The sequence below is a fragment of the Virgibacillus sp. Bac330 genome (genome assembly GCF_003667845.1).
GTDB lineage: Bacteria > Bacillota > Bacilli > Bacillales > Amphibacillaceae > Virgibacillus > Virgibacillus chiguensis.
The window spans coordinates 424,493-439,963 of sequence record NZ_CP033048.1; the positions used below are offsets into that span (position 1 = coordinate 424,493).

Annotated in this window: 14 protein-coding genes and 2 pseudogenes; 12 read left to right on the top strand and 4 right to left on the bottom strand. The window is 34.6% G+C overall.

The window, feature by feature from the left end:
* Positions 1 to 31 precede the first annotated feature (31 nt).
* From D9780_RS01880 to D9780_RS20925, 10 genes are all read left to right on the top strand, one after another.
* Positions 32 to 1,462, top strand: a complete 1,431-nt coding sequence (locus tag D9780_RS01880; protein WP_121639078.1) for a lipopolysaccharide biosynthesis protein — start codon at positions 32 to 34, stop codon at positions 1,460 to 1,462.
* Between the two features lie 17 nt (positions 1,463 to 1,479).
* On the top strand, positions 1,480 to 2,511 hold the full coding sequence (locus tag D9780_RS01885) for a GDP-mannose 4,6-dehydratase (RefSeq protein ID WP_121639079.1): 1,032 nt from the start codon (positions 1,480 to 1,482) through the stop codon (positions 2,509 to 2,511).
* A gap of 65 nt (positions 2,512 to 2,576) precedes the next feature.
* The gene (locus D9780_RS01890) at positions 2,577 to 3,890 is read left to right on the top strand and encodes a nucleotide sugar dehydrogenase (RefSeq protein ID WP_121639080.1); all 1,314 of its coding nucleotides are present in this window, start codon (positions 2,577 to 2,579) and stop codon (positions 3,888 to 3,890) included.
* Between the two features lie 48 nt (positions 3,891 to 3,938).
* On the top strand, positions 3,939 to 5,105 hold the full coding sequence (locus D9780_RS01895; protein WP_121639081.1) for a nucleotide sugar dehydrogenase: 1,167 nt from the start codon (positions 3,939 to 3,941) through the stop codon (positions 5,103 to 5,105).
* Between the two features lie 164 nt (positions 5,106 to 5,269).
* Positions 5,270 to 6,187, top strand: coding sequence for an LCP family glycopolymer transferase (locus D9780_RS01900; protein ID WP_073006543.1), 918 nt, complete (start codon positions 5,270 to 5,272; stop codon positions 6,185 to 6,187).
* A 124-nt stretch (positions 6,188 to 6,311) separates the two neighbouring features.
* Positions 6,312 to 7,769 (top strand): APC family permease, encoded by a 1,458-nt coding sequence (locus D9780_RS01905; protein WP_121639082.1) that lies wholly within the window; start codon positions 6,312 to 6,314, stop codon positions 7,767 to 7,769.
* 396 nt (positions 7,770 to 8,165) lie between these two features.
* Positions 8,166 to 8,441 (top strand): hypothetical protein, encoded by a 276-nt coding sequence (locus tag D9780_RS01910; RefSeq protein WP_121639083.1) that lies wholly within the window; start codon positions 8,166 to 8,168, stop codon positions 8,439 to 8,441.
* The gene (locus D9780_RS01915) at positions 8,438 to 8,821 is read left to right on the top strand and encodes a hypothetical protein (RefSeq protein WP_121639084.1); all 384 of its coding nucleotides are present in this window, start codon (positions 8,438 to 8,440) and stop codon (positions 8,819 to 8,821) included. The genes D9780_RS01910 and D9780_RS01915 overlap by 4 nt, the downstream gene beginning before the upstream one ends.
* 345 nt (positions 8,822 to 9,166) lie before the next feature.
* Positions 9,167 to 10,450, top strand: coding sequence for a helix-turn-helix domain-containing protein (locus tag D9780_RS01920; protein WP_162985761.1), 1,284 nt, complete (start codon positions 9,167 to 9,169; stop codon positions 10,448 to 10,450).
* A gap of 16 nt (positions 10,451 to 10,466) precedes the next feature.
* Positions 10,467 to 10,607 carry a hypothetical protein gene (locus D9780_RS20925; protein ID WP_162985762.1) on the top strand — a complete coding sequence of 47 codons (141 nt, stop codon included), beginning with the start codon at positions 10,467 to 10,469 and terminating at the stop codon, positions 10,605 to 10,607.
* A 320-nt stretch (positions 10,608 to 10,927) separates the two neighbouring features.
* Here D9780_RS20925 and D9780_RS01925 read toward each other — a convergent pair whose 3' ends face one another.
* The 4 genes and pseudogenes from D9780_RS01925 to D9780_RS21335 form a co-directional block, all read right to left on the bottom strand.
* Entirely contained in the window at positions 10,928 to 11,569 is a 642-nt protein-coding gene (locus tag D9780_RS01925; protein WP_121639086.1) for a type 1 glutamine amidotransferase family protein, read from the bottom strand.
* A gap of 74 nt (positions 11,570 to 11,643) precedes the next feature.
* Positions 11,644 to 12,606, bottom strand: coding sequence for a helix-turn-helix transcriptional regulator (locus tag D9780_RS01930; RefSeq protein ID WP_121639087.1), 963 nt, complete (start codon positions 12,604 to 12,606; stop codon positions 11,644 to 11,646).
* A 43-nt stretch (positions 12,607 to 12,649) separates the two neighbouring features.
* Positions 12,650 to 12,777, bottom strand: a pseudogene (locus D9780_RS21570) (recombinase family protein); the annotation flags it as partial.
* Positions 12,778 to 12,780: 3 nt separating this feature from the next.
* Positions 12,781 to 12,849 (bottom strand): annotated as a pseudogene (locus D9780_RS21335) (recombinase family protein); the annotation flags it as partial.
* 338 nt (positions 12,850 to 13,187) lie between these two features.
* Between D9780_RS21335 and D9780_RS01940 the strand changes: the two are divergent.
* Positions 13,188 to 14,150, top strand: coding sequence for a CobW family GTP-binding protein (locus D9780_RS01940; protein WP_121639088.1), 963 nt, complete (start codon positions 13,188 to 13,190; stop codon positions 14,148 to 14,150).
* A gap of 99 nt (positions 14,151 to 14,249) precedes the next feature.
* Complete coding sequence (locus D9780_RS01945; protein ID WP_121639089.1) at positions 14,250 to 15,437, top strand: GTP-binding protein; 1,188 nt, start codon at positions 14,250 to 14,252, stop codon at positions 15,435 to 15,437.
* Positions 15,438 to 15,471: the final 34 nt, after the last annotated feature.

Genomic DNA, 15,471 nt, shown 5'->3' on the forward strand with positions numbered 1-15,471 from the left:
ATAATCTATATTTATATAAAAGAGGTAACTTATGAGTGGAAGTTTGCTGAAAAATTTTTTGAAATTTTCTTATGGAAGTCTGATTGGGTTATTTTTAGGGTTAGCAACCACAATGTTAACAACTCGTTTATTTCCACCAGAGGCTTTTGGGAAAGTGACTATGTTTGAATTACTTCTTAAAGTTGGAATGATTATCACTATATTTGGCGCAGACCAAGCCTTTGTTCGTTTTTTTTATGAAGAGGACTCTCAAAAGCGTGGGGCATTATTATATAAAACCCTAAGAATTCCTTTATTTTGTACTTTGCTGTTAACTTTAGTTATTATTACTTGGTTCGAACCTATTACATTTTTTTTGGTAGAAGAACCAAGTATAAAAGTTGCAGTGTGGTTAGTCATAGGTATTATTGCACAATTACTATTTAGGTACACACAATTAGTAATAAGAATGCAACAAAAGGGTAATCTTTACTCTTTAATTCAAATTCTCCAGAAAGTTTTTAACCTATCTTTTATATTGATATTCTTTTATGCTATGGGTAATAAATTTGAGGTTCTCATATTATCAAAAATAATTACAATTATGCTATTAGTTATAGTAGGGATATACATTGGTAAGAATTTCTGGAAGTTAAACAATATTAGAGACAAAGAAACCAAGCATTCTCAGATGGAAATTTTTAAATTTGGTGCTCCCTTTGTGTTGACTATTTTTATTTCTTGGCTGTTTGAATCGTTTGATAAAATAGCGCTCAGACAGTGGAGTGATTTTGAAGAATTGGGTTTATATGCAGCGGCTATGAGGTTGGTTGCTCTCATTATGGTGGTGAGGCAGACTTTTTCTACGTTTTGGACGCCAGTTGCATATGAAAAATTTGAGAAAGCACCAGAAGATAGATTGTTTTTTAGGCAGATTACTATAATTATTTCCTTTATATTATTTTTATTGGCTATTGTTAGTATTTCTATAAAAGATGTACTTGTTAGCTTGTTAGGAAGTGAATATGAAAATGCATCATCTATAATGCCATTTTTAGTATTTATGCCTATATTTTATACAATATCTGAAACCACTGTAATAGGTATTAATTTTTATAAAAAAACAAAAATGCATATTCTAATAGCTGTCATAGCTTGTAGTTTTAACATTCTTGGGAATTGGGTTTTGGTTCCTAAATTCGGAGCTCTTGGAGCATCTATATCAACAGCTTTTTCTTTTATAATATTCTTTACAATTAGAACACAGCTATCACAGCGGTATTATAAGGTAAACTATCCAACTATTAAAATTTATATTATGACGCTAATAGTTTCATGTTATGCTCTATATTCAGTTTTCATTACAAACTTTTGGTGGAATATCGTTGTGGGAATCATCCCAACATTTCTTTTGATTACTATATTTTTTAAAGATATTTACAATATTTTAAAAAACAAAACTAAAATTATTAGTAAAATATAAAAGGGTGTATACATTTTATGGAAATAAAACATAATAAGTCTTTTTTAAACAGAAAATTTATTATTACTGGAGCTAGTGGTTTTATAGGTTTCTATTTATCAAAAAAACTACTGGACCAAGGTTTTACTGTGATCGGCTTAGACAACATGAATGATTATTATGATGTGAAACTGAAAGAAGCTCGCTTGGAACAATTAAAGCCTTATGAGAATTTCACTTTCATTCAAGGTGATATTTCAGATAAAGAACTAATAATGAGCACTTTTGCAGAATACAAACCAAATATTGTAGTAAACCTAGCTGCGCAAGCTGGAGTTAGATACTCTATTGAAAATCCAGATGTCTATATAGAAAGCAATATAATAGGCTTTTATAATATTTTAGAAGCCTGCAGAAATCATCCAGTAGATCATTTAGTCTATGCTTCATCTAGTTCCGTTTACGGTGCTAATAAAAAAGTGCCGTTTGAAGAGACTGATTTTGTAGATAATCCTGTTTCGTTATACGCTGCGACGAAAAAATCAAATGAGTTGATGGCTCATACATATAGTCACTTGTATAAGATACCTGCTACAGGGTTACGATTCTTCACAGTTTATGGACCGATGGGAAGACCAGATATGGCTTACTTTGGTTTTGCCAACAAGTATTTTAATGGAGAGCCAATCAAGATTTTTAATAATGGTGATTTTGAAAACGATCTTTACCGTGACTTTACATATATTGATGATATTGTTGAAGGTATTGAACGTTTATTAAGCAATCCTCCTAAGGGAGAAGTGGAACATAAAGTATTTAACATTGGAAATAACAATCCAGAAAAGTTGATGGTCTTTATTGAAACGTTGGAAAAATGTTTAAGTAATGCACTCCATAAAGAAGTAGTTTTTGAAAAAATATTTGAACCAATCAAACCTGGTGATGTCCCTGCTACATATGCTTCAACAGAACAGTTGCAACAAGCAGTTAGTTTTCAACCGAAGACATCTATTGAAGAAGGGTTACAAAAATTTGCTGAATGGTATGTAGATTATTATAAATTAATTTAGGACTAGTTAATTTATAGGATATAATATCTAGTAATAAGTCAATTATAGAAAGAAGGCATGAAACCATGAGTTTATACGAAAAAATTCTAAACAAAGAAGAAAAGATTTCTGTCATTGGTTTAGGTTATGTCGGCCTACCGTTAGCTATTGAATTTGCAAAGAAATTTGATGTTGTCGGTTTTGATTTAAATGAAAAAAAGCTGGATAAATATTTATCTGGTGTAGATGTTACAAATGAAGTAGGAGATGACATGGTGAAACGTACAACCATGTCATTTACAAGTAAGGAAGAGGATATTGCACCATGTAAATTTCATGTGGTAGCAGTTCCTACACCAATTAATACAGATAAGACCCCGGATCTTAATCCAGTTATTGGTGCTAGTAGAACTGTAGGTAAACAATTAACGAAAGGTTCTATCGTCGTTTATGAATCTACTGTATACCCTGGGACAACAGAAGAAATTTGCATTCCAATTCTTGAAGAAGAATCGGGATTAAAGTTTGGAACAGATTTTAAAGTTGGGTACTCTCCAGAGCGTATTAATCCTGGTGACAAAGTGAACACTTTAACAAAAATCACAAAAATTGTATCTGGTTGTGATGGTGATTCTTTAAGGGAAATTGCAGCTGTATATGGTTCTATTATTGAAGCAGGCATTCATGAGGCAGAGTCCATTAAAGTTGCTGAAGCTGCAAAAGTAATTGAAAACTCACAACGAGATATTAATATCGCTTTTATGAATGAACTTGCTATGGTATTTGATAAGATGGATATTAACACGAATGCTGTATTAAAAGCAGCAGGAACAAAATGGAACTTTTTGAAATTTACGCCAGGGTTAGTTGGTGGCCATTGTATCGGGGTAGACCCTTACTACTTTACATACAAAGCTGAACAGCTAGGCTACCATTCACAAATCATACTATCTGGTCGAAAAATTAATGATGACATGGGCAAATTTATTGCTAACAACATCATTAAAAAGATGATTAGAGCCAAACAAGAAGTCAATCATGCAAAAATTGCAATCTTGGGTATTTCATTTAAAGAAAATGTTGCTGACGTGCGTAATACCAAAGTCATTGATATTATTAACGAATTAAAAGAGTATGGTATTGACGTCCTCGTTCATGATCCAGTAGCTGAATCAACAGACGTTTACGATGAATTTGGCATTACGCTGGTTGACAAAGAAGAACTAAACAACTTAGATTGCGTAGTTTTAGCTGTACCACATGAAACGTTTAAAGAAAACTATACGTTAGATGTGCTTAATAAAATGTTTAAGACAGACAAAAAAGTGCTTGTTGATATTAAGAGCATTTTTGAACAAAGAGAATGTGAAAAACAAGGCTTCAGTTATTGGAGTTTATAAGTTATTATTTAGTAAACTCAAAGAACTTAACCAATGGAGGAACTTCTCATGAAAATTGCAGTTGCAGGAACAGGGTATGTTGGTTTAGCAAATGCCGTACTTTTAGCACAGCATAATGAAGTAGTAGCACTTGATATTCTGCAAGAAAAGGTAGATATGATCAATAGTAAACAATCTCCTATTGTCGATGCAGAGATTGATAGTTTCCTTAAAAATAAGGAATTGAATTTACGTGCTACAACAGATATGGAAGAAGCATATAAAGATGCAGACTATGTGGTGATTTCCACTCCGACAAATTATGATCCAGATAAGAATTACTTTGATACATCAACCGTTGAATCGGTGATTCGCAATGTATTAGATACCAATCCTAATGCAGTGATGATTGTTAAATCTACCGTACCTGTAGGTTATACGAAAGAGATTAGTATTGAATTCGCCACGAGCAATATTATCTTTTCCCCAGAATTTTTACGCGAAGGAAAGGCTTTATATGATAACTTACATCCTTCTCGCATTATTGTCGGGGAGCAGTCAGATCGGGCGAAAGCCTTTGCGGATTTATTAGTTCAAGGTGCAGAAAAAGAAGATATACCTGTCTTGTTTACAAGTTCAACAGAGGCAGAAGCAATTAAGTTGTTTGCTAATACATATTTGGCTATGCGCGTATCATTCTTTAACGAGCTTGATTCTTATGCAGAACTACGTGGTTTGGACGCCAAGCAAATTATTGATGGTGTAGCGCTAGACCCAAGAATTGGTGGGCATTATAATAACCCATCATTTGGTTATGGAGGATATTGCCTGCCAAAAGATACGAAACAGTTGCTAGCAAACTATGAAGATGTACCAAATAATATTATTCAAGCTATTGTAGAGGCAAACCGTACGCGAAAAGATCATGTTGCGAATATGGTATTAGATCGCAAGCCGAATGTCGTAGGTATTTATCGCTTGACGATGAAGACAGATTCAGACAATTTCCGTCATTCTGCGATTCAAGGCGTTATGAAACGGATTAAAGCGAAAGGCGTAGAAGTTATTGTATACGAACCAGTATTACAGGAAGAAACTTTCTACAATTCTCGTGTAGTTAATGACCTTGAAGCGTTTAAAAAAGAAGCGGACGTGATCGTTGCGAACCGTTTAGATGATCACATTCGTGATACCGCTGATAAAGTATATACAAGAGACTTGTTTAGTAGAGATTAATCATTCACTCGTATGATGACAGTTTAGACCTAATGACAGCCTTCGAGTTGTCATTAGGTCAATTGTGTTTGACGAACTATGGTATACTTTTTAAGTAGGATTATAGTTGCATACAACAAATTAATAACTGAAAATATAGAAAAGAAATGGATAGGTGAAAACGGATGAAACGAAGTGAACGCAAGAAATCTCGTAAGCTATGGCTGAAAATTCCGCTTGCGATTATATTAATTCTTGTACTTGGCGGGGGTGCGTATGCATTTTCGATTTACAATAATGCGAAGTCGACTGTAAACGACAAAATTAATGAACCAGTAGATGCTATTGATACAAAAGTAGCAAAAAAGAAAATTAAAGCGACAGAATCATTAAATATATTGTTGCTTGGTGTCGATCAACGAGGCGGCGATCGTGGGCGTTCAGATGCGTTAATGGTGCTTTCGTTAAATCCAAAAGAAGATACCATGCAATTGGTAAGCATACCACGTGATACAAGAACGACCATTGTCGGAAAAGGTGTCCAAGATAAGATTAATCACGCCTATGCTTTTGGTGGGGCGGATATGTCTGTAGCTACAGTGGAGAACTTCCTTGATATTGACTTAGATTACTATGTACGTATGAATATGGAAGGTTTAGAGGAACTTGTCGATCAATTAGGAACGATTCATGTCGATAATGAAGTTGAATGGGATGACGGCAATTATCACTTTACCAAAGGCCCTGTAGAAATGGATGGCGATAAAACGATGCATTTTGTCCGTATGCGAAAGCAAGACCCTGCAGGTGATTTCGGACGTACAGAACGACAACGCAAAGTAATAGAAGGAATTATTAATAAGGGTGCAAGCGTTGGCTCTGTGAATAAAATTAATGGCGTAATTGATGTATTAGGTAACAACATGGCAACAAATATGGATTTTGATGATATGCAAGACTTGTTATTCGGGTATAAAGACGTACGAAAAAATGTGAACAGCTATATGATGCAAGGAAGCGGCACGAACATTGGCGGTATTTATTATTATCAAGTCCCAGCTGAAGAAGTTGCTAAAGTTCATGATATGATAGCAGGAGTTTAGACTACAAACGATTTCGAGTCCATAGGTTCTTATTAGAAGAAAGGCTTTCCCTCTTTCATAAAAATAGAGAAGACGATGATGAAATGCAACTTGTTAACAGACTTAGACATACATGGAGGAGAATATGAAAGAGAGAACAACGTTGAAGAAGACAATGAAACCGCAATGGGTATTGGCAATTGCGTTAGGCTCGTCCGTTGGTTGGGGGGCGTTTGTACAACCAACCAACTGGATGGGGCAAGCAGGCCCACTTGGTGTGGTTATTGGAATGGTTATTGGTGCCTTATTAATGATGGTAATTGCTGTAAGTTATGGTTTTTTGATTAAGCACTACCCTGTTTCGGGTGGTGGATTTGCTTATGCATTTATCGGTTTAGGGCGGACGCATGCTTTTATAAGTGGATGGTTTCTTACGTTAGGGTATATATGTATTGTTGCATTAAATGCATCTGCGTTAGCATTAATGTTTAAATATGTATTTCCTTCCTTTGTACAAACGTATAAATTGTATGAAATAGGCGGTTGGGATGTGTATGTTACCGAAATTCTTATTGCCACGACCGCCTTACTTGTTTTTGCCTATTTTAATATCCGTGGAACAGGATTGACTGGTAGCGCTCAGTTCATCTTCTGTTTTGTCATGGTGGCAAGCATTCTTGTTTTATTTAGTATGGTCAGTGTGTCACCTACTTCTAGTTTCGAAAATATCCAACCTGTATTTCATCCTGAATTAACGACTTTTGGAGCTATTATTTCGATTGTCGCCATTGCTCCATGGGCGTATGTAGGGTTTGATAATGTGCCACAGGTTGCAGAAGAGTTTAATTTTTCATCCAAGAAAGCGTTCGGGCTGATTATTTTTGCCCTGACTGCTGCGGCATTGATTTATAGTCTCATGGTAATAACGACTGCTATGCCAATGCCTTGGCTAGATGTCGTGAACGAACAACTTATTTGGGGGACAGGAACTGTTATTAAGCAGGAACTTGGTGTTGTAGGTCTGATTATTTTAACAGTTGCATTAAGTATGGGAATATTTACTGGTTTAAATGGATTTATTATTTCGACAAGCCGTTTATTATTTTCGATGTCTCGTGCGAAGATATTACCTCAAATATTCTCCAAGCTGCATCCGAAGTACCAAACACCATATGCAGGAATCATTTTCACCGTCATCATTGCTATGCTAGCTCCATGGTTTGGTCGGGAAGTATTGCTATGGGTAGTAGATATGTCTTCTATAGGCGTGTCCATCGCATATTTTTACACCTGTTTTACAGCTTATTCTTTATTACAATGGTCAAATAGGGCAAGGAATCCTCAGAAACAGGTAGCCCCAGTAAAAAAATTGTTTGCTTTAACAGGTGCATTATTTAGTTTGGTATTTATTGGATTATTATTAGTGCCAGGTTCGCCGGCATTTTTGGGGATAGAATCTAGAGTAGCACTAGTCATTTGGATTGTACTTGGATTAAGCTTTTATCTACTGAAGCGAAAAGAATATCATGCGATACCTGAGACAGAATTGAGATACTTGGTGCTAGGGGAAGAAAACGAAAGAAAAATAAATGTAGGAAGATGAGTGTTTGAAAATATGGTGGATTCTGAAATTGTGCTGCAAAGACTCTCACTTCAATGATGGAAAAGTTGAGCTTGTAAAATTGTTGATTAAATCTCGGTTTCGTTCAGAGGCCTTTGTGCAATATGCTTGGACTACTAGTATTTAGGGAAGATGAAAACAAAACATTGCTTGACGATTCACTTAGTCACTTTATAGTACGGATAGGTGATTAAAATGGATGTATTGCATATTTATTATCTAGTGTCCGAGGAATAAGTATCTAAAACTCATCGTTTATAGCAAAGGTTAGCTTGATAAAAGTTTCTATTGATGAGTCTGATGCTATTGTAAAAAGGTATCACTTGTCTTTACTTTTAAAAAGACCTCCCGATAATAAAAGAGAGGGGAGGAACAAAAGTGAAGATTCATAGTAATGAAATGCGAGTTAGTGTACCTTTTTTTACAAAATCTATTCCAGCTGCTTCCCATACTAATTTATCCAATACCAAAAAAGACGGTGTGTATATTAGCAGTCAGTCGCTTCAATTATTTAATGGTAGTAAAGGACAACAAAAGAATTTCCTCATCGAAAATTTGATGAAACATCGTGAATCTCTAGTGGAGATGAAGCAGAATTTGACGGAGAAAACACTTGAATCTGGAAAAGATATTAAAGCATTCAAGAGCAGTTGAAGGAATTTGAAAAGCAAATTGCCGAACTTGACAATAAAATTGTTAAACAGCAGATGAAAGAGCAAGAGAAAGCACTTGGGAAGGAAAAAGATGTAAAGAAGAATGAGACTCCACAATCGGAGGAAGAACAGTTATTTACCCAAGCCTTTGCATTAGATCAAACGCAAAAAATGAATCATGTTTTCAAAGGGCTAGAGCGGGAAAAAAACACGCTTGAAAGTGAAATGAAGTTAGATGCAAATAGAGGAATTTATAGTGAAAGAAAGCAAGAAAAATTAATAAAGTTAGAAGAGAAGCTCCAAACGGTTCAAGAACAAATAAAGGAAAATGGGGAGCAATCAACGGAAGAAAAGAACAATGGTTTTAGTGTACCTGTTTAATGGTTGTATGCATTATTTCCCATATAGATAGATGAAAGGTTTCTTGAAACAGTCATGAAAAGGAATATAACATGTTAGCTTATTCATAGTTTAGCAGCTTCTTCCAACCCTTTTGGTGAAAGCTGTATTTTTTTATATTTATTTAACGTGACGTAAGATATCCACTCTTCCTCTTATTTAAACAGATAAAAATAATTTGTTGATTTTCCTCTTTGAAGAAAATCAACAAATTATTAGCGTAATTCAGCTCAGAAAACGCGATAAAATCAGATTATTTTACCAATATGATTTTTCTGAATTAATGGTATAATATAACTAGATAAGTTATTAGTTTAAGGATAGTGGGTGAATCTAGTGCATATTGGCTCATTTATTAAATTGCACCGATTGAAATGCAAGATGACACAAGAAGAATTATCGGAGGGTATCGTTTCCTTGTCCTATCTATCAAAAATAGAGAATCAAAAGACAAATGCAAGCCCTGAAATTCTCCAGTTACTCTGTGATCGATTAGGGATTGAAATTTCCGAAGACACAGATAGAGAAATAGAAGAGAAGTGTAAAGAATGGTACGAGATGTTGTTTGATAAGAATGATAAAAAGGTGATAACAGAAAAGTATGAAGAATTACAACCATTAATGGAACGTAAAATTAATCAACATACGATTATGTTTGAAATACATACCATACGTTATTATATCGTCTTACGTGATTTAGGGAAAGCTTTACATATAATGAATAAACTGCATGATATGGCTGATTCCTTTAATTATGAAGAAAGCTATTATTGGCATAAATTTAAAGGAAATTATTATACACATAAGGAAGTTCATCAAGAAGCACTGCGAAATTATAAATTAGCAGAAAAAGTTATTCGTTTAGCTAATATTGCCGATAAAGAAATAGCTAATTTACATTATGCATTATCGATAACGCATAATTATCTTCGGGAAGATTTAGAGGCTGTAGATTATGCGAATCGTGCAATGACGGTATTTCAGCAGAATTATAATTTTATGTACTGTGCGCAATGTCATATTATATTAGGTATATCATATCAAAGGGTAAAAGATTTAGATGCTGCAATAAAAAACTATAATTTGGCATTACACTTAGGAGAATTAAATAAGAATGAAACAATCGTTTATTTAGCGCATTATAATTTCGGTTACCTTTATTCCATGATGGGAAATTCAGAAGAAGCGATTAAACATTACACATTAGCGATAGAAACGAAAGATTTAGCGGATAAAACTAAATTAGATGCACTTACTCATTTAGTTCAGGAGCTTTATATGATTGGAGAATATGAAAAAGCAAAAGCGTACGTAAAGCAAGCTAAGAAGATATTAGAATTAGTAAAATGTAAATACAATGACTTTTATAATGGATATCACAATTACATGATTCAAGTATATACATGTTTACTTTACGATGATTTTAAAAAATTTAAAACGATATTAACGGATGATTTTATCCCTTATTTAACACGCCGAGGAGATTATAGCAATTTAGTGTTTTATGCGAAGTTATTAGCTACTCATCTAGAGGAAAAGGGGAAATATAAGGAGTCTGTTGAATATTATAAATTAGCAAACAGCAGTTATGACCAATTAATTAAGTTGTGATCGGGAGGGGTATCGTTTGAAAAAAATAGTACTAACAATGGCATGTGGGGCTCTATTAATCAGTGGTTTTTTATTTACGACTAAACTAGATGAGGAAACTGCATCACGTCCTCCAAGTCCAACGTTTAGCATGTCGATTGAAGATGTGAAAATGTAATGAAATTAATACATTTCGTGTAAGTGCAAAGAGCGCATATTGCCGTATAGATATGCGCTCTAATATGTTATCTACAGGAAAAAGTCTAAGGCGACTGTTCAATAATAAAAATTAACAAATAGTCTCTATGACCAGTTAATCAAGTTGTAATCGGGGGATATCGTTCGAACAAGATAGTACTAATAATAGTATGTGAGCTCTACATATACGTGCATTCTTATTGGGATAGCGTCAAGTAAATGCAGATTTACAACGGTAATGAAATTCTAAACTAAAAAGCCAAACTTCTCTGTAAATTAAAATTAGAGAAATTAAGCTTTTTAGTTATTTCCTTTATTTATTAAATTCATTAACTGGAAGAAGTATTCAGGTTTATGCGTCTTATTTAGGTTATACCATGCATGTAATGCATCTGGTGTACATACATCCATTGTTTTTAGTACCTCCATTGCAAATTCCAGAGGGGCTATTCCTGATGCAGTAACTAAATTCATATCAGATACCGCAGATTCCATCTTATAGAACTTTTCTCCTTTATAGTTGGGACAGACCATTTTAGTATATTCTAAGCTATTACTTGTATGCTTTCTAGTATCCAAGTATCCCATATTCGCGAGGGCATCAGTTGCACCACAAATTGCAGCAACAATAGTGCCAAGCTTTAAAGCTTGGCCAATTCTTTCTAAGATAGGTTGATGAATTTCTTCATTCCAAGTAGTACCTCCTGGTAAAATTAATAGATCTTTACTCTCAAGCGTACATTCATCAAGGGAAATATCTGGTTTTATGCTCAACCCTCCCATCGTAGTAATCATTTCTTGATTAGCTCCTACTGTAATTACTTTTAAAGGCGCTACATCTTTTTTGAAATATCTTCCTGAGTTTAGTTCAGCAATTAAATATCCATATTCCCAGTCCGACATGGTATGAAATACATATAAAAATGCTTTTTTTGTTTGCATCTAATAACACTCCAATCCCAATTGATATAGCTATTATAATATAACTTCCCTGACAGCTAACGTCAGGGAAGTTATCATACTTGATGAAATTTAATTAATTCCGAAAGAACTTCAATCAGTCTCTTCTTTAGACTGATTGGCTCAATAACTTGAATAGATTTATTGTACGGTAATAGTAAATAAGGTACATATGTATGTATCATATCTTTTTCAAGCAGAAAAACTGCTTGATTTGAAGTCCGTTCTTGTAAATAATGTCCTAAAAACCAATGTTGGCAAATATCAGTCAATACACTTTTATCTCCACTAATAACCAAAGAAATAATTCCTTCCTTATCTTCTATAGTTGGAAGAAGGTTTTTCATAAAAAAGTCACGTGCAGAAAAATTTTCTGGGGGGTTAAACTTATTTTCGGTTAGCATTAGATTTTCAATTCGATCCACTCTAAAACTACGGATATCATTTCGAAGATGACAAAACCCAATCACATACCACTTATTATTCCAATAGATCATTCTGTACGGATCAATCAATCTATTATTTAATTGCTTTTTGCCGCTTTTATGGTGAAGAATTTTTACTGAGTACCCGTCAGCTACGGCCTGCTCCAACTCCTTCAAAAAAGGTTCCTTAGAGAGTGAACTTAATCGACTTATTACTTCAAGACTATTAAAATGTTGGTTTACTTTTGTTTTCTGCTCTTGATTTGAGTATTTACTTAGTTTTGAAATGGCTCTATTTAGCGCTTCACCTCCATAATATCCAGCTTCTTCTGCAAAAACAGCAGCGTGAAATAGTGCAGTTTGCTCCTCCAAATCAAAAAAAAGAGGTGCCTCCATAAAATGGTTCAATAAAGTGTATCCACCGTTATGTCCTGGTTCTGAAATTATAGGTACGCCACTTGTTGAAATTGTATCAATATAACGATACACAGTTCTTATATTTATTTCTAGATTTTCAGAAATTTGTTTGGCAGTAATTTTTTTACCTGAACGAAGCATCCATAGAATTGCTAACATATTGTCAATTTTAGGCATATAATTCCACCTTTATATGAAATTTAATATTTGGTATAAATCATCAACTGTTCCTTTCCGAGAGCTTTCTATATAAAATAAAGCCCAAATTCACAAATTTGATTTACAGTTGTATCTCGCTCTCTATAAAGCTTTACTGCATAATTCATTCTGATGATTTTTATGGTGTTTCAAAATAATATCCATTCCAGTTTCGTTCAGTTGCTGAAATTGCCTTGAGGGATTCTGGTTAGTTGAACGAATAGATTTTACGCAAAAATATCACTTCATTTTTGAGGCAAGTCTTATGAGCTTTTAACTATGATTTTATCAGCCCCCTACACTTGTATCAATAGAATTGGCAATATAACCTAGACGATGCTTAAGGGGCACGGCGCTAGAATCTGAATTGTCTTACCTAACAAAGTAAACCTCGTTTTATTTTATAGCTTGCTCATTTGCATGTTTCATGTTAAAGTAAGTAGCACATAATTAAATCGTAATAATTACGATTTAAAATTTGGCAGAGCATACGCCATTAATTTGAAGCTACTATTTATGTCCATCTTTAATCAAGAGAGGAAGGGAGGATGTTAAAGTAAATGGAGACGAGAACCCCTGTCACTATTGTGACGGGATATTTAGGATCAGGAAAAACAACCTTTCTTAATCATCTTTTAGAGCAAACGAAAGAAAAGGTGGCAGTTATTGTGAATGAGTTTGGTGATATTGGTATAGACTATCAGCTCATTGAAAGAACCAAAGAAGAAATTATCGAAATTAATAGCGGTTGTATCTGCTGTAATGTTCGTAAAGATTTAATAGATGGATTGGTTATGCTTTCTTTCTCAAGAGAACAGAACATGATTGAGTTTGACAGAATAGTGATAGAGACAACTGGATTAGCAGATCCTGCGCCAATTGTGCAAACCTTCTTGATGGATGAGAGCATGGTGGAGGAATACGTTATCGACAGTGTTTGTACCTTTGTTGATGCTAAACATATTTCTTACCATTTAGACCAAAAGGATGAAGCATTAATTCAAATTGCTTTTGCAGATGTGATTGTTGTAAACAAAACAGATATAGTAACGAAAGAGGATTTAGAAAAGCTAATAACCCGTTTGGATGGAATCAACCCTGCTGCTTCTACACATTTATCTGTAAACAGTCAGGTAGATTTGTATAAAGTAGTAAATATTTTTTCTTATAATCTGCATGAAAAATTCACGTTAAGCACCTATTCCTCCGATCGAGGTCATCATGATGAGAAAGTAACATCTTTCTCCATACAGGAGTTGAGACCGCTTGATTTAAGGAAACTCAACATGTGGTTTTCTTATCTTGTTCAACTGCAAGGAGAAAATCTATATCGGTATAAAGGGATATTAAACATAGATGGGTTAGATAGACGGTTTATTTTTCAAGGCGTTCATATGATTTTTGCAGGGGAAGTAAAAAATAATTGGGGCAATGAACAACGTAAAAGTGAGCTTGTATTTATTGGGAAGAATCTCGATAAAGAAAAACTTACCATGCAGTTTCGTGCATGTATTGTAAAATAGATTTTTTTAAGCTTCAAATCGTAAGGCTTACAATTTACAACGAATGACTCTAATACTTCTCAGTTTTATATTTTAATGGAATGCTAGGGGGAAAAATGGATGAAGAAAATCCCGGTTACTGTTTTAAGTGGTTATTTGGGGGCAGGAAAAACAACGCTTCTGAATCACATTTTAAACAATCGAAAGAATATGAAAGTCGCTGTAATAGTAAATGATATGAGTGAACTAAATATGGATGCACGTTTGGTGGAGAAGGGAGGACAGTTCTCTAGGGTTGAAGAAAACTTAATCGAGATGTCCAACGGGTGTATTTGCTGTACGTTAAGAGAAGACCTACTGATAGAAGTAGAAAAAATCACGAAACGGGGAAACATCGATTATATTGTGATCGAATCATCAGGGATTAGTGAGCCTGTCCCAGTTGCTCAGACATTCTCCTATATTGATGAACAACTGGGTATTGATCTTTCACAATTCTGTCAGCTGGATACGATGGTTACTGTCGTAGATGCTTATCGTTTTTGGCATGATTATGAGTCTGGTGATCGTCTGCTTGATCGAAAGCAAGCAATAGGAGAAGCAGATGATCGTAATCTTGCCGATTTGCTGATCGATCAAATAGAATTTTGTGATGTACTCTTATTAAATAAATGCGACATGGTTACAAAAGCACAGCTTGATTCTTTAACTAGGGTATTCGAAACACTGCAACCAGATGCTAAGATGATTTATACCACTTACGGAGAAGTTGATCTTGCAGAAATATTGCATACTGGTCGATTCGATTTTGCAAGAGCGAGTCAATCAGCTGGGTGGCTGAAGGAGTTAATGACAGGACCAGAAGCACATACTCCGGAAACAGAAGAATATGGGATTAACTCGTTTGTATATAGACGAAGACTTCCGTTTCACTCGCAACGTTTTTATGATTGGATCAAACAGATGCCTGTATCCATCGTTCGAGCTAAAGGGATTGCTTGGTGTGCCACCAGAAATGATTTCGCTCTTCTTTTTTCCCAGGCTGGCCCATCCGTCTCTGTTGAACCGGTTTCTTATTGGGTTGCTTCACTACCGAAAGAACAAAAGGACAGTACGATCAAGCAAAACCCAAGTATTTTAAATGATTGGGATCCAGAATTTGGAGATAGAAAGACAAATCTTGTATTTATTGGAGTTGACCTTGAAAAAGGAGAAATTATTAGGGAGCTTGATCAATGCTTACTAACTGCAGAAGAAATGGAAGAAGATTGGACCGAGATGGAAGACCCTTACACGTGGAACATCTAAGTTAGAGAAAATGGTAGTCCATTGAGATGCTACG

What these genes read in the sequence shown, in the direction of transcription:
- D9780_RS01880 (WP_121639078.1), top strand. Translation starts at nt 32, where the DNA reads ATGAGTGGAAGTTTGCTGAAAAATTTTTTGAAATTTTCTTATGGAAGT.
- D9780_RS01885 (WP_121639079.1), top strand. Translation starts at nt 1,480, where the DNA reads ATGGAAATAAAACATAATAAGTCTTTTTTAAACAGAAAATTTATTATT.
- D9780_RS01890 (WP_121639080.1), top strand. Translation starts at nt 2,577, where the DNA reads ATGAGTTTATACGAAAAAATTCTAAACAAAGAAGAAAAGATTTCTGTC.
- D9780_RS01895 (WP_121639081.1), top strand. Translation starts at nt 3,939, where the DNA reads ATGAAAATTGCAGTTGCAGGAACAGGGTATGTTGGTTTAGCAAATGCC.
- D9780_RS01900 (WP_073006543.1), top strand. Translation starts at nt 5,270, where the DNA reads ATGAAACGAAGTGAACGCAAGAAATCTCGTAAGCTATGGCTGAAAATT.
- D9780_RS01905 (WP_121639082.1), top strand. Translation starts at nt 6,312, where the DNA reads ATGAAAGAGAGAACAACGTTGAAGAAGACAATGAAACCGCAATGGGTA.
- D9780_RS01925 (WP_121639086.1), bottom strand. Translation starts at nt 11,569, where the DNA reads ATGCAAACAAAAAAAGCATTTTTATATGTATTTCATACCATGTCGGAC.
- D9780_RS01930 (WP_121639087.1), bottom strand. Translation starts at nt 12,606, where the DNA reads ATGCCTAAAATTGACAATATGTTAGCAATTCTATGGATGCTTCGTTCA.
- D9780_RS01940 (WP_121639088.1), top strand. Translation starts at nt 13,188, where the DNA reads ATGGAGACGAGAACCCCTGTCACTATTGTGACGGGATATTTAGGATCA.
- D9780_RS01945 (WP_121639089.1), top strand. Translation starts at nt 14,250, where the DNA reads ATGAAGAAAATCCCGGTTACTGTTTTAAGTGGTTATTTGGGGGCAGGA.